This window comes from Methanomethylovorans hollandica DSM 15978, from assembly GCF_000328665.1.
GTDB lineage: Archaea > Halobacteriota > Methanosarcinia > Methanosarcinales > Methanosarcinaceae > Methanomethylovorans > Methanomethylovorans hollandica.
Genome location: NC_019977.1, coordinates 649,897 through 664,963 on the forward strand (window position 1 = coordinate 649,897; position 15,067 = coordinate 664,963).

13 protein-coding genes are annotated in these 15,067 nt (G+C 41.7%); 6 read left to right on the plus strand and 7 right to left on the minus strand.

Annotation, left to right across the window (positions count from 1 at the left end):
• Positions 1-95: 95 nt before the first annotated feature.
• Positions 96-440 carry a hypothetical protein gene (locus tag METHO_RS03115; protein WP_015324064.1) on the minus strand — a complete coding sequence of 115 codons (345 nt, stop codon included), beginning with the start codon at positions 438-440 and terminating at the stop codon, positions 96-98.
• 145 nt (positions 441-585) lie between these two features.
• Between METHO_RS03115 and METHO_RS03120 the strand changes: the two genes are divergently transcribed.
• The 5 genes from METHO_RS03120 to METHO_RS03140 all read left to right on the plus strand — a co-directional run bounded on the left by METHO_RS03120 (position 586) and on the right by METHO_RS03140 (position 4,745).
• The gene (locus tag METHO_RS03120) at positions 586-870 is read left to right on the plus strand and encodes a ferritin family protein (RefSeq protein WP_156811184.1); all 285 of its coding nucleotides are present in this window, start codon (positions 586-588) and stop codon (positions 868-870) included.
• A gap of 180 nt (positions 871-1,050) precedes the next feature.
• Entirely contained in the window at positions 1,051-1,395 is a 345-nt protein-coding gene (locus tag METHO_RS03125; protein ID WP_015324066.1) for a HEAT repeat domain-containing protein, read from the plus strand.
• Between the two features lie 176 nt (positions 1,396-1,571).
• Positions 1,572-2,900, plus strand: a complete 1,329-nt coding sequence (locus METHO_RS03130; protein ID WP_015324067.1) for a hypothetical protein — start codon at positions 1,572-1,574, stop codon at positions 2,898-2,900.
• 192 nt (positions 2,901-3,092) lie between these two features.
• Positions 3,093-3,827 (plus strand): SIMPL domain-containing protein, encoded by a 735-nt coding sequence (locus METHO_RS03135; RefSeq protein ID WP_015324068.1) that lies wholly within the window; start codon positions 3,093-3,095, stop codon positions 3,825-3,827.
• A 129-nt stretch (positions 3,828-3,956) separates the two neighbouring features.
• Positions 3,957-4,745, plus strand: coding sequence for an HD domain-containing protein (locus tag METHO_RS03140; RefSeq protein ID WP_015324069.1), 789 nt, complete (start codon positions 3,957-3,959; stop codon positions 4,743-4,745).
• A 55-nt stretch (positions 4,746-4,800) separates the two neighbouring features.
• Here the strand turns inward: METHO_RS03140 and METHO_RS03145 are convergent, their stop codons facing one another.
• The 5 genes from METHO_RS03145 to METHO_RS14225 all read right to left on the minus strand — a co-directional run bounded on the left by METHO_RS03145 (position 4,801) and on the right by METHO_RS14225 (position 11,596).
• Positions 4,801-6,216: a sodium:solute symporter family protein gene (locus METHO_RS03145; RefSeq protein WP_015324070.1), complete on the minus strand. Its 1,416-nt coding sequence runs from the start codon at positions 6,214-6,216 to the stop codon at positions 4,801-4,803.
• A 243-nt stretch (positions 6,217-6,459) separates the two neighbouring features.
• Positions 6,460-7,044, minus strand: coding sequence for a DUF3267 domain-containing protein (locus METHO_RS03150; protein ID WP_015324071.1), 585 nt, complete (start codon positions 7,042-7,044; stop codon positions 6,460-6,462).
• 57 nt (positions 7,045-7,101) lie between these two features.
• Positions 7,102-7,728 (minus strand): DUF998 domain-containing protein, encoded by a 627-nt coding sequence (locus tag METHO_RS03155; RefSeq protein WP_015324072.1) that lies wholly within the window; start codon positions 7,726-7,728, stop codon positions 7,102-7,104.
• 59 nt (positions 7,729-7,787) lie between these two features.
• Positions 7,788-8,444 carry a LysE family transporter gene (locus METHO_RS03160; protein ID WP_015324073.1) on the minus strand — a complete coding sequence of 219 codons (657 nt, stop codon included), beginning with the start codon at positions 8,442-8,444 and terminating at the stop codon, positions 7,788-7,790.
• A 143-nt stretch (positions 8,445-8,587) separates the two neighbouring features.
• On the minus strand, positions 8,588-11,596 hold the full coding sequence (locus METHO_RS14225; RefSeq protein WP_172635180.1) for a PGF-pre-PGF domain-containing protein: 3,009 nt from the start codon (positions 11,594-11,596) through the stop codon (positions 8,588-8,590).
• Positions 11,597-12,135: 539 nt separating this feature from the next.
• Between METHO_RS14225 and thrC the strand changes: the two genes are divergently transcribed.
• Positions 12,136-13,479, plus strand: a complete 1,344-nt coding sequence (gene thrC, locus METHO_RS03170; protein ID WP_015324075.1) for a threonine synthase — start codon at positions 12,136-12,138, stop codon at positions 13,477-13,479.
• 145 nt (positions 13,480-13,624) lie between these two features.
• On the opposite strand, the gene METHO_RS03175 is transcribed toward thrC, so the two are convergent.
• Positions 13,625-14,935 carry a hemolysin family protein gene (locus METHO_RS03175; protein WP_015324076.1) on the minus strand — a complete coding sequence of 437 codons (1,311 nt, stop codon included), beginning with the start codon at positions 14,933-14,935 and terminating at the stop codon, positions 13,625-13,627.
• Positions 14,936-15,067: the final 132 nt, after the last annotated feature.

The window sequence follows — 15,067 nt, forward strand, 5'->3', positions numbered from 1 at the left end:
CTTGCCTGTTTCACAGTTTCGTTATCCCATATTTCTTTATCCACAGCTTTTTCTAAATTTCCAGAACAATGCTTCATAATTAGAATCTACTCAGGCTATCGATTTTTTGTGCATAGATGCTTTATATTATATCGCGGGGATCGCATCTTACAGAAACTCATTAACTTCTCGTTAACCTTTGCTTCAATCAGGTCTTGTATTATCGATTCCGCAAGTTTGGTCAAATCATCATCAGCAGCTTTACTCATCTCCTCAAGTTTAACCGCAGTTTCCATATCCAGGACCATTTTTTCTTTCCTGACTTCATACTCAATTATACCGTAGGAAGCAATCACCTTCTTTTCGACATCCGCATCGTTTGCAACCGTTTTACGGATGTTTTCCGCCGTCCGAAGATTGAGTCTATTATACTTTAATTCATTTTCAATCAACAATTCCATATTACTAACCTTTCCCTCACATGAGCATTCAAATTAAATGGCTAATCAGCCTTTACATTCTGTTTTATATAATATACTCTCAAAGAGTTTAGCTCCCTCCCAAAAGATATATGTTATGAAAAATCATATTCAGATAAGTGATAGTATGATACATGAAGACAGGAGCAAATTATCAGCAAAGACCCAGGACATGACGAGAGCTATCGATTCACTGAGGGAAGAGCTGGAAGCGGTAGACTGGTACAATCAGAGAGCAGATGCCTGCACTGACGAGAACCTGAAGAAGATACTGATACACAATGCCAACGAAGAGAAAGAACATGCAGCTATGCTTATGGAATGGATAAGGCAGCATGATGAGAACTTTGCCAAGGAGCTGAAAGATTACCTTTTCAGCGAAGAGGCAGACATAGCAAGTCTTGAAGACTAAATTCGTTTTTCCATTGCATGCGGTTGTTGATTCCGGGGTTTGAAGCCAAACGATACCTTAAGGCATCATTTGTACTTCCCGTATGCATTTTTCCAGATATTTGCTATTTTGATGAATTAATAATAACCGTTGGGTTTGATGAAGATGCATCTATAGTAAAATTCTAAGGGGTTATTTCACATGCTGTTCGGATTTGGAAAGCCAGATGTTAAAGATATGGAAAAGCAAAAAGATGTAGATGGGCTGATCAAAGCACTGGGGTATGAAAAAGATGTGCAGGTGCGCAGGGAAGCGGCATACACGCTGGGAAAGCTTGGCAATTCCAGTGGTGTGGACCCTCTCATAAAAGCCCTGGAAGATCCTGATAGCTATGTCCGCCGTCAGGTTGCGGATGCACTGGGGAATATCGGAGACCCAAAAGCAATTGAATTCCTTAATAAAGCTTTGAACGATCCCAATAAATATGTTTGCCAGGGAGCTGCAGATGCATTGAAAAAGATAGAGGAAAAGAAGGCTATGCATTGAACACAAGGCATTCTAGAACAAATACACTCATTTCCTTTATATTTTCAGCAGAAAGCAATATTTAGTATATCCATCCTTTTTTAATTGTTGGATCTATATAAAATCAAGAGTATTTTTTCTATAAAGTCGGAATATAAGCGGATAAAACAAGGATTGAAACAACAGGAGTGGGTACAATGAGCGAAGAAACAGACAAAACAAAAAAAAGCGAAGCTTTAAAGCAAAAAGAAGAAGAAGCTGCTATCAAGGCTCAAGAAAAGACCATCGCAGAGGCAGAAAAAGCAATTGCAGAGGCAAAAAAAGCTAAACTGAAAGCCGAAATACCAGACGGAGCCACTGCCACTCCACCTGAAGGAACCATCACTACCGATGATAAGTTCGGCTACTTGACAGAACTGGTAGCCAACGACACTTTAATTCACCAGGTGGAGAAATTGGTGAAAAAAATATCGACTGCTGAGTTGCCAGATAATAGTAAAATTCTCTTGGTAGACGACTTGAGCATAGCGGCGAGAGATGTGCAATTGTTACAAGTAAAAAGTCAGCTGGATAAGTTGAAAAAAGGTATGGACACCCAAATTATAGTCAATGACTTGTATTTCCAGTCCAGAGAAGCCAAAAGAGAAATAAAAAAAGATGGAGTGGATGTGGAATTAACAAAAGTGATGGCATCAATAACGTCGTTGACAGCAATACCAGCTGTGGCATCTGTAATTGGATCAGCGGCAGCGATAACACCTTTATTGACAGCAGCAGGAGCTGTCGTCGGTTCTGTGGGCAGCATCGTCAATATGTTCCGCAAAGATTATACCATCAAAGGCAAAGAGATTTCCTTATCAGATATAGCCCTAAAGGCATTAATTGCGGGGGAATTGGGGAAATTCAAAGAAAAAAAGTATCTGGTTTATTTACCCGATTTCTACAGCATCAAAAATTCCAGGCTGATAGGGACTTTTGAAGAAGTAGGTAAAAAACGATGGAAATTAGAATATCAGGTGCAACTGCTGCAACAGCAAATTGTGGAACCAACAAAGAAAGCTGTAGCTGAATTAGAGACGGAAATCAAAAAGATAAAAGATCCTTCTCTGCTTGAGCATAAGAAAAAAGAATTAAAAGATTTGACAGTCGTGCAACAAGCCGCAGAAAAAGCCGCATTACAATCAAAAATTTTGGTGGAGATCTATGATAAAAGCAATGAAATGCTGCTGACCACCGCCGAGGGTCAAAACGCTTCTCCACTGGCGGCTGCTATTTTACAGGAGAAAATTTCGGAGTTACAGATCACCCATTTGCTTTATGCAAAAATTGTTTCCAGCGGTGGTGAAGCAATCACCGGCAAAAGAATGATTGGGTCGGGGGAAACAGCTTACCTGGGTGGCAGTGTGGTCAGCTACGTCCTGGCACAGGTGGAAGGAGAGATTGTAGCTGCTGGTACCCTGGTAGAGGTAGGAAGATTGGACTATAAGTTGGGTTCAAAGGAAATACCTGCTTTTGGAAAAAAGTGACTTATTAACCAAGGAAGATGAGCCTGTTCATTAATATTGTTTTTTTTGGAAGGAAACAAAAAACATTGATGAACAATACTCTTCCCGTTGCTCCAACCTCTCTTTCTATTTTTCTGCGTATTTGCAGCAAGCTTTAAGAACGGAACTACTAGATATTCTTCATTGTATCTTTTGAGATCATGGAGGAATAGAATGGCAAACGAAACTAACAATACAATGTATATTCTGCTTGTTGTACTTGCAATAGCTGTGGCTTTGATGGCAGCGATCATATACGCTGGTTCAGTGTCTTCTTCAGGTCAGAGCGGAGAACATACTATTTCGGTTTCCGGCTCTGCTGAAAAAAAGCTTACCCCGGATACAGCTTCATTAAGCATAGGGGTAATTGTACAATCACCGACTGCAAATGAAGCATCGACCAGAAATGCAGCTTTGATGAATGCTGTTATTGGAGAACTTAAGAGTATAGGACTTGAGGACCGCGAAATACAGACATCCTATGTTTCAATTCAACCAGTATATGATAATACAGGTAATCCAACAATAGTAGCTTATTCTGCTTCCAATACGGTGCAGGTAACTACGCAGATGCTGGAGAATGTTAGTTCCATTATTGACAGATCAACTTCAGCAGGCGCAAATCAGATAGGGAGCATAACCTTTTCCGTATCCGATGAGCAACAACAGGCTGTTCGCAGTGAATTATTCCAGGCAGCAGTAACTGATGCCAGGTCCAAGGCCGATGAGCTTGCTTCAAGCCTGGGCATCACTTTAGTGGGAGTACAGACAGTTTCTGTAAGTGATGTAGGGAGTGTCCAGCCGATCTACAGGGGTGCACCAATGGCTGAAGCTGCAGTTTCTACACCAGTTCAACCAGGAGAGGCAACAGTTTCCACGTCTGTGCAGGTAACATACATAATTAAGTGATCTTTTTTGGAATTTGTTGTATGGCTGTATGGTAACTTTGATTTGTCCATACAGTTATATATTTACTTCTCTTCACAGGGGATGAGGCATTAAGAGAAAAACCTATATGTCTAAGGGTGCTGGCGAGCGATGAAAAAAGAGGATTATCTTAATTTTAAGATATGGTTCCAGGATTATGTGCGGTCTTTCCGTTCGGAAGATGCACTGGTCTTACAGAACATCAAGCTTAAAGAAGAACATACCAACAGAGTATGTGAAAACTCCTCCAGGATTGCAACATCTGAAGAACTGGATGAAGAAGACTATTATCTTGCCATTACAATTGCTCTTTTTCATGACACTGGTCGTTTTGAACAAATAAGCAGGTACAGGACATTCCATGACTCCAGATCAGAGAACCATGCTCTTCTGGGTGTAAAGATATTGAGATCAGAAGGAGTTATCTCACGTTTATCTCAAGAAGAGCAAAACATTATCTTCACAGCGATCAAAAACCATAATATGCAGATGATCCCGGATGGACTTGATGGGAAAACCCTTCTTCATTTGAAATTGGTAAGGGATGCTGACAAACTGGATATCTACAAAGTTTTCACTGACTACCACATTATAAAGGCCATATCTCCGAATTCTGCTCTTGAGCATGGCTTACCCGATGATGAGGAATATTCGCCATATTTGATAAAGGATCTTTTTGATAATGAGATACCAAGCATAAAAGACGTCAGAAACTGCAATGATATGAATCTGGCTCGTCTTGCATGGGTATTTGATCTGAATTTCATAGAGACTTTCAGACTTCTTAAAGAACGAGCATATATCGAAAAAATGATAGCTACTCTTCCTCAGAACAGTGAAATAAATGCGGTTCATGTACATCTGAAAGAATATATGCATTCAATGCTATCGGGTACATAAATTATGAATAGGAATAAGTTCCCTATTCAGCATTCAATTTTGTATTCCTCTTTTTTTATTCTTTTCTCATGTCAGAAGGAAGGGGCTGTGCACTGAACAGGCTTCCCCCAATGTATGCCACAGTCCCGCAGATCAAACCAATGAATACTGTATGTATGAGGGGGTTACCATAGTATTGCCATAGCACCACAGAACCAAATGATGCTATAAGGCTGGCAACAAATCCTGTAGAAGTGCCACGATCCCAATATAAGCCAAACATCAGGGGGATAAATACACAACATGCGATCACACCCATACTTGCCGAGACCAGAGGCACTATCATTTGCGGCACGTCCACGGCGAAGAATGCCGCTACTATAATTATCATCACTCCTGTTATGCGGGTCATAACCAGCACTCTGTCATCAGGGGTCGCAGGGCTCAGAAATTTAAGGATATCTGAGGTCAGAGCAGTCGTTGTGACAAGAACTATAGCACTCATAGTTGACATGGCTGCAGAAATTGCTGCCAGGAGTACGATTCCATCAAATCCTGAAGGCAGTAGTGATGTTGCAAGGAATGGCACAAGTCCGTCCGGGTTTGCTATGAAGGGTGCCAGCTCCTCTGAGGTGAATACTCCATATGCCAGAATTCCCAGAGAGAATATGCATAGGGCATAAATTGCAACGGATATAGGACCATAGATACCTGCAAAACGCACCACTCTCTTGTCTCTGGCAGAGAATATCATGATCAATAGGTCTGGCAGTGCCAGGAGTCCCAGACTGATAGCAAATGCATTTCCAAAGCTCTTTTGCCAGGGTACTGTATTTCCACCCATGTTAAGCACTGCATCAGGGATGTTGTTCCATATCATCGTCCCCTGACCACTGGAAATAAGCCCGCCGTAGAGCAACATTGAGCCGACTAGCATAATCAGCCCTTGCAGGAAACTTATCCAGATAATGGCAGGTAATCCTCCAATAACGTAATAGAGGGCAACTATCCCAACAGTTATGATAAGCCCCTGGACATATGTAACCCCCAGAAGTCCCTGGAACAGATTTCCACAGCCTTTAAAGATAGCAACCAGATAGACCGTATACATCACCAACATAATTCCAGCAAGCAGAACCTTGCCTTTCTGGGAGTTGTATCTGCGTTCCAGCAACTGGGGTACAGTTCTGGCATCGTAATGCTGAGCCATCGCCCATATCTTTGGCGCGATCAGGAAAGCTAAGCATGCGAAGGCTACGTGGAAGAATACAGCCCAGATGACCCAGGGCAGACCGGCAACCAGTCCAAAGCCTCCGCCTCCGAGAAATGATGCGGCACTAAAGTATGCAGCCATATAGGCTATGCCTATCACGGCAGGGTACATCACCTGGCGATCTGATATCACAAAACCTGAAAAAGTTCCCTGCCTGAGTTTAAGGGAGAGAGATATTATCCCAATTACATATATTACCAGCAGAACCTGGTTAATCATGATCTCGCCTCAATATTAAAAAGAAGGTAGCTCCCAACATAAATACAACCGAAATGATCAGAACAAGGTAAGGTAGAGGCATTATGAATTCTCTCCTGCCTCTGAATTTTTTGTCTTATTTTCAACCTTCGAAAACTTATTATTTGTAACTATCAGTTTGCTCCTCTCCTGCAATGTACTTTTCTATGCTTAAATGTACGTAAAAATACATTATAGTTTAAATATGTTATTCTTTCGGTTTCGTTATTTCCAGTAACTTCTCATCCCATTTACTGTAATATATGAATCGGAAGGCACCTGGTACAATATCAGGATCAATGTCAGAATATCCACCGAAGAGGCCATTGAGTTCAGAAAGATCAAGAACATTAAATATGGGGTCAGCAAGCTGAGAGACCCCAATAGAATGGGCAAAAGAACAGAAATGATGACAAAGGGCGCAATTGTGATGCAAATATATCGCATTTTAGCTATCTTTTCTTCCGAATAGACAAATCCGCCAAAGTATGTGATACCCAGATATGTCTTGTCTGATCTCCTAAAACCCGGAATGAAAACCAAATGTAAGAGTTCGTGTATGATCACAAGTACTATTAAGACCAGTATAGCTCCGAAGTTAATGTTCAACAAGATCGATGATTGATGAATACCGAATATCGATGGCGATATAGGTACGAACAGACTGACAATTACCATTGTTATAAAGAGATTAATAACCATTAATGGGATCGAGAGCATTATGGTAGAGAGCAGGCTTTTTGGTTCATGCAGTACTTTCCAGTGCTCCGTGATGAGCTGTGAATGTCTTTCAGAGTTGAATTCCGGCATTTTGAATATTATCCTGATGGATATCTCTCCCTTCTTTTCTTTTTCAGAATATGCCCTTTAGATACTTCTTTCTGTACTTTCCATAAGGTGTCCTCCGAAGCCGGTTATCCATAGTGCTATAGGATATGCGATCCATCTTTCAAGTCCACCTATACCTAAGAGTGCAAACGGGCTTGCCTGTCCCATAATGTAATAGAGCAGCAGGTTCAGCAAGGCTATTGATCCCAGTATCACAGAGAAGTATCTGAAAGGCGATGTTGTTACCTTGTAGCTCATTATGGCTGCCAGGCTTCCGAAGATGAATGTGATGAGCGCAGATATACCATGCACTGCGCCATAGTTGCCCGGGAAGATACCCACTCCCAGTGCACCGATACCGAACAAGGCCATAGTTATGGTAACAGTATTAACATAAAAAGTGCGGTGGATACAATAGGCAGCAAGGATAATACACAGGCCACAAAGCATCATACTGAAATTAAAGATCGTCGCAGAAGGCTGCACTATAATGCTGTTAGGCGGTTCAGTAGCACCCAGGTCGCTTATCATGTTCTGTGCAGTGTTATATCCCGGGTACAGTGTTTCAGCAGTGATGATCCCCAGGAATATCACGACACCTGCAATGAAAAGGAGCGCTCCTGCAATATTCCGGTATTGCTCACAAGTCCTTAGTTTATCTATCATAGGCATCCTGTCAGAATTGGTGCTGGGTGAATTAAGATTTATGCTGTGTTACAGCCAGGTCATATCATCACAGAAAAACTATTATAGTTCAGCAGGAACCAGAAACCGAATATTATCATGAACCCTCCGCATATATAGAGCACTCTTTTATGGGTGCGTGAAGAAATAAGTTCCTTCCCTCTGGAGAAGGATGAAGATACAGCTACAAGGAACCCAAGGTCTGCGATCCAGTGGCCTGTGATAAACGCGATGACCGCAAGCGTTCCTGCCATATATTCCTGCAGGATAATGGCACTACCGGCTGTTAACCACCAAATAACGAAAGCAGGGTTCAATATAGAAGTAAGTATCCCTGCAGATACAGGACCTGATTTCAGGTCCATTTTAGAGGCCGAAGCAGCAAAGTCTGTTGTGCCTGTTCCTTTCGCGCTTTTCATCAGCATCATCCCGAAAAGAAGCATGACCATCCCTCCCATTATAGCTATGTATGACATCATGCTCTCACCGATGATGGATACTGCTCCTAACAGAATAAGCAGGAATATGCCAAGTTCTGCCAGAGCATGACCACTGAATACATATAAGCCTGTTTTCCAACCCTTTTTCAGGGATATTCCAATGGTTGCGAACATCATAGGTCCGGGTATCAATGCAGCAGATATACCGACTGTAAATCCTAGGAGAAATGCCTTGATAAGTTCAATTATGAATATCACCAGAACAAGATCAGATGCAGTAACTATACCGTGAGTGATATATAAAGTAATTGATTCTTTTCATAAAAAACAATACGGGCCGCCACTATGAAATCCAGTGATGAGGTCTCCTATGCACATCTTCTATCATGTGTTATGTCTATTCATTTTCTTTTTTTGTAGTATCGATAAACCATTCCGGATGTGAATAATGCTATGGAAGCTATTGTAAATTTTGAAAGATGTCCAATTTTATCTCCAGACGATTTGTCCTCATCTTCAAGTGAATCTCTTTCACTATCATTGCTATTTGATTCATTGATCTTACCCGAAAGCTTTGTTCTATCATTTGATGTATCATTTTCTGTGCCTGATATCTGTGTCAGAAATTCAGTTGTTGTCTCTGCTGTACTGATAGCAAACGGTGAAAACCCTGGTGTTTCCGATTCATAGTACACATATTGCTCGTCTTCATTCGTGATCTTGGCAGGCAGTTCATTCCACACATCAGAACTGTACCTGTAAAGTCTTATAGATGTTTTGTCCACGCCATTACTTGCCATCCATGTTCTAGCTACCTTAAATCCTATTACAGGATCATCGATATTACTTTCTGTTGCAAAACCAGCTTTTCCTACCCAGATGTTCACATTCTGGTAAACCTTACCGGGCGCATTGCTTTTTGCAAAGGATGATCTGTCATTGAGTGCCTCTACAAATGCTGTTATTTTTCCGGAGTTCTTCAAAGCCGTGAACTCTATGTGTCCTATACTGTTTCCGTCTTCAGTGAACTCATATCTAATATTACTGTCCTTGATAACGACCAATGTTTCAGGTTCCTTTACCAGCACATTTGCCTGGTTTTCACCGCTGTTTCCTCCTCCCCCTCCACCACCACTTCTTGAGGAAGACGTTGGTGTAGTCTTTTGTTCTTTCTCTTCTTCATTAGGAACCACTTCAGACGATTCATTAGTTCTCTTTGGATTCCCGGAATCGAGCACATTTATCGAAACAGTGGAATACATGGTTCCTGCATTTGCAGTTATGTTGGTTATTCCCTCCGCCAGAGCAATGAAATGTCCGGTAGAGCTATTGATACTGGCAACAGTGGGATCACTGCTTTCCCACATAAGAACAGCTTGCAGTTGATTGTTGTTTTCGTCTCTTGCTTCAGCCTCGAACGTTGTGGTGTTACCTGTATAGTAAGTTGTCTGCTGAGGGTTGAGATCAAGATAGCTTAATGCAGCAGATGCACCGCTGACAACTATAGCGCAAGGTTGTGGTCCTTTTTGGACATCCTCACCGACTACTTTTACGGTGTACCAGCCGGCATCAGTTTCTTCAAAAAATACTTGTTCTACGTTGTTAACTGTGTCGTTTACTACCACTTCGGTACCATCAGGCTTCACTACAAGAAGTGTAAGGTCGTTTACAAGCACTTTTTGTGCAATTTCCGTACTATAGTAATCAGTCCATGCGAGCGTAGTTTTAAAAGATCTGGAACTATTGTTAACATAGTAATTTTTATCAACGGCATCACCAGTTTGCAGTTTAATGTTATCTGCAAAATATATGTACCCGCTATCCGGATATAGGGACTCTTTCAGGTTAACCAATCCCCATCCCTGATTATGATCGGGTTGCCCTGTAACATCGTTCCCATATTGTCCGGGTTTAAGATCGCTGGCACCATTTATGACGGTAGCTTTCAATAGGGCTGCTGAAGGTGAAATGTTCAGTTTGTCCACATAGTTTTGCCGTATAAGCGCCACGCTGCCTGCAACAATAGGTGTGGCCATACTGGTTCCACCCATGTAGACGTAATGCTCATCTACAAAACCCCACACATCTTTATTATCTGACGCATTGGACCTGGCGGATATAATGTAAGTTCCGGGTGCAACGACGTCCGGCTTGATCCGTCCGTCATCTGTAGGACCCCTGCTGCTGAATGCTGCAATTCCCTTTGGGTTGTCGGCAATGTAGTCACTATTAATTGGTGCAGCCGGATAGATGGGCACATCAAATCCGTCTGTTATAGACCCCCAGGTCATTCCAATAGTATGGGCTCTATTATTTTCCGAAGCACCAACAGACAGACAATTTTTTGCAGTTGCGGGCCATGCAATACAATCAGGATCTATCATGCCGTCGGCATCACTATCTACTCCGCTATTGCCTGCAGCAAACACTATCAGCATATCAGGATGTGTCCACATGAATTTATCCACATCTTTAGAATAAATAGTATATGTTCCGTCACCAGTTCCACCCCAGCTATTGGAATGAATGCGTGCTCCCAGTTCATAGGCAGGTTTAAAAAGTGCGTTCACATTGTTTCCGGGGATCATAAGGCTTCCATCAGCATTGGCAATAGCCTGGAAGACTAATTGTGCCTCCGGTGCAACACCTTTGTATTTTCCATTGGACCATGACCCATTGCCAAGTGCAGAACCAGTTACATGGGTGCCATGACCTTGCAGATCTTCTGCACCATCGCCTGTTATGTCCTGAATTGCTAATATGCGCCCATAGAAATCAGGATTTATTGACGCATTATTGATTCCAGTATCAAGGCCGGTATCGGCAACTGCTATGATTTGTCCATGCCCGGTCAGATTATAGTTTTCGCTGACATAAGCAGCATCGATTATCCCCAGGGCAACATCATTGAATATCGCAATTTGTTCGTATCCTTCTATCCATTTAACATCTTTGATATTTGACAGGGCTGATATTTTTGAGTTTGGGATCTCTATATGTATCCGGTCATTATTGGATCCATCCAGGATCTTTCCACCCAGGGAGATTATTTCCTCTGTTACTTCTTCTTTAATATTGCTTTTATCTATGGGTTCAAATAAGGAGATCATGAGTTCCACAGAAATGTTCTCTTCCGTTTTTGTTCGAAGAGATGGGTCGATTTTGTATTCAGGCAAATAGTCGCCCATCCATCTTACATGCTCAAGGTTTGAAACCATGGTTGCAGTTGAACCATTCATCCTTACCACAAATGCGTTGTCAGGAACGTAATCTAATAGTTGTGCTCCTATCTCGGGTATATCCTGTTTCCAGGTTTTTTTTGAAGTGCCATTGAACTGGACCAAGTAATATTCGTATTCTTCAGGGGATTTAACTGAGCCTTCTACAGGGAAATGACCATCATTATTCATGGAATTTAAAAGTAATTTGGGAGGAGTTGTTGTTTGAATTGTCCCTGTTTTGAGCATTAAGCTTGATTTTTCTGAAGTATATATTTCCAAATTTTCGTCAGATATATCATAAAGAACATAAACAAAATTTGACATAACTATATTTTTATTTAATTCTGTTGTGTTTGATGTTGCTGATGTTTTTTTTTCAGTGGTTTCTATATATGTTACCATCCCGGCAGCTGCTAAGAACAAAACTATGTTCAGTAATAAAATAATAACAAGGACCTTTTTTTTAATTGCCTCACATCCATTCGTTTATCGAATATAATATGCATACAAATTTAGTAAAAAATATATTTATTCACTAATATTAAAATGTTTTTGGACCATTGGCTCGTAGAAGGGCAGCATCAAGAAAAGGTAAGTTTGGAGACTTAATTTCCCATGAAGTTTTAGCACAATATTATTATAGCAACATTCTTAACCCAAAAGTAAATCATAAGTACTAATCATTAAGAAAACCTATACTATTAATATCAAATGAATCACTGATCAGTATGAAACTCTACAGCACTAATCTCCAGGCAGCAGAAGTATCTTTTGAAACTGCCCTTATTGAAGGCCAGGCCCCGGATAAAGGTCTATATTTACCCAGGTCTCTCCCCCTTCTGTCAAAAGAAGATATTGTGTCCCTGAAAGACAAACCATATCCAGAAGTTGCATTTCGTGTACTGCGCAAGGTTCTGGAAGGTGAGATCGATGAGCTTTCCCTTAAAGAGATAGTTTACGATGCTTACAACTATGATGTGCCTCTTGAAGAACTGAACGAAAACACATATATCATGCGGCTGGACCGTGGGCCCACTGCTTCCTTCAAGGATTTCGCAGCTCGCCTTATGGCAAGGCTCATGCAATATTATCTCAAAAAAGATAGCAAGAAAATAACCATTCTTACTGCTACTTCTGGCGACACGGGGAGTGCGGTTGCTCATGCTTTCTATGGACTTGATAATGTCAGGGTCATTGTACTTTTCCCCCGTACTGAGGTTTCCGAGCGTCAGCGCAAGCAGATGACCACCCTCCAGAAGAACATAAGCGCAATATCCATAGATGGCAAGTTCGATGATTGTCAGGCTATGGTCAAGAGTGCTTTCTCAGATGACCAGCTCAGACACCTTAACCTGTCCTCAGCCAATTCTATAAATATTGGTCGTCTTATCCCGCAGTCTCTGTACTATATTTATGCATATGTTAATCTCTGTAATTATCCCGAAGAGATCATCTTTTCCATACCTTCCGGCAATTTTGGGAACATGATGGGTTGCGTACTGGCAAAGACAATGGGTCTTCCGGTAAAGAAGATCGTTGCTTCTGTAAACGAGAACGATGAGTTTCCTTCATTCCTGAGCACCGGTGAATATCATAAGATAGTTCCATCCCTCAATTGTCTTTCAAATGCAATGAACGTAGGCCATCCGAGCAATCTGGCAAGGCTTATTGCGGTGTATGGTGGCCAGATGGATGAACTGGGTAATGTCAACAAGCTGCCGGATATGGAACAACTCCGCAATGATATTTATTCCATTTCGGTGACCGATGAAGAAACAAAGGTCACGATGAGGGATATTCTGGACAGCTATGGTATTCTTATTGAGCCCCACGGGGCTGTGGGAATAAAAGGTCTGTCTGATTACAGGAATAATACCGCAGATAAAACAATAGCAGTGACCCTGGAAACGGCGCATCCCGCAAAGTTTCCGGAAGAAGTGAAATCAGTGACGGGTATTGATCCGGAGCTTCCCATCAGTCTTAAAGATGCAGAATCAAAGGAAGAACACATGGATCTCCTTACCAAGGACTATGAAAAGTTCAAAGAATATCTGTTATCAAAACTTAGCTAAGCCTCATTTTGAGGCTTATTGTTACTTTTAGTGTTCATTCACTTATCTTACCGACAATGGCAGTATTATCTTTTAGAGATATCTGGTACAGATCTACAGGTGTCTGACCATCTATCCTAAAAATGGATAGTATCGGGTCTTTGACTCATGGCACCTCTGGTTTTGGTAACTTCTCTACCAGCACTTTGTCTATTCTGTTCCCATCCATGTCCACTACTTCGTAACGCAGCTCTTTTAACTCTATGTAGTCTCCAGTCTTTGGTATTCTCTGCAAAACGTACATGATCAAGCCGGCAATGGTTCTGTAATATCCTTCTTCCTCCTCAGGAAAGAAATCCACAGATAATATATCCTTTATTTTTTCAATGGATGTGTCTCCATCGATGAGCCACGATCCATCTTCTCTTACTACGACAGGTGTCTCCAATGGTTCTCCGATAGTTCGGACATCGCCCATAATCGCTTCGAGGATGTCATGCAGGGTAATGATCCCCTGGATACTTCCGTACTCATCGGTGATCAGGGCAATATGCACTCCAAGCTCCTTGAACAATTCAAGGAGTTTCAGAACAGAGATGGCTTCGGGTACAAACAGAGGGTTAGTTATATTAGTTCTTATATCAACTTCACCGGATTCCACTATTTTGGCAAGTATGTGCTTTACGGATACCATGCCTACAATATTATCCAGATCCCTTTCGTAAGCAGGAAAATAGGAACGTCCACTGGTGATCATCTTCTGTAGGTTCTCACTGACAGTATCATTCAAGTCCAGAGCAATAATATCACTACGATGGATCATCAGTGATTCTACTCTGAGATCACCTATCTGAAGCACTCCTTCTATCATGCTCAACTCTGCTTCCTCAAATACTCCTGCTTCTGTCCCCTCTTCAAGCATGATCTTGATCTCTTCCTCTGTTACAGGTGATCCAATGATCTTCTCGATCCTCATTATCCGGAGCACGGCTTCGGTGGACATGCTAAGAACAATGACCAACGGCTTTGCAACGGTTGAAAGGAAAAGCATGGTTCTTGCAACTTTAGAGACAATAACTTCTGCTTTGTTGAGTGCGATCTGTTTTGGGACAAGCTCTCCAAAGATCAAAGTGAGGTAGGTTATTACCAGTACCACAAAAGTGATGCTCATTGCATTGCTGTATGGGGCAATGGCTGGAAAATTCCCGAGGTAGGCCGCAAGGCCTTTTGCTACAGTGGCTCCGCCGAAAGCACCGGCAAGGATGCCCACAAGAGTTATCCCTATCTGAATAGTAGAAAGGAATGACGTTAATCTGCCAGAGAGTTCAAGTGCAGCTACTGCCCCTGCATCTCCTTCTTCTGCCATTTGCTTAAGGCGGGTCCTTTTAGCTGAAACAAGGGCAAATTCAGACATAGCAAAGATGCCATTGACTACGATCAAAACAATTATGATAACGATCTCAAATGTATAAGACATTTGACAAGTATATACCCGGGTTATAATTTAAAGCTAATTCATTGTTCTCCTGTTAAGCAATGTTTTGCTGCCTTTTGCAGGGCAAATTCTCATACTGCAGATATCACATATTTCATAAGGCCTGAATTGACA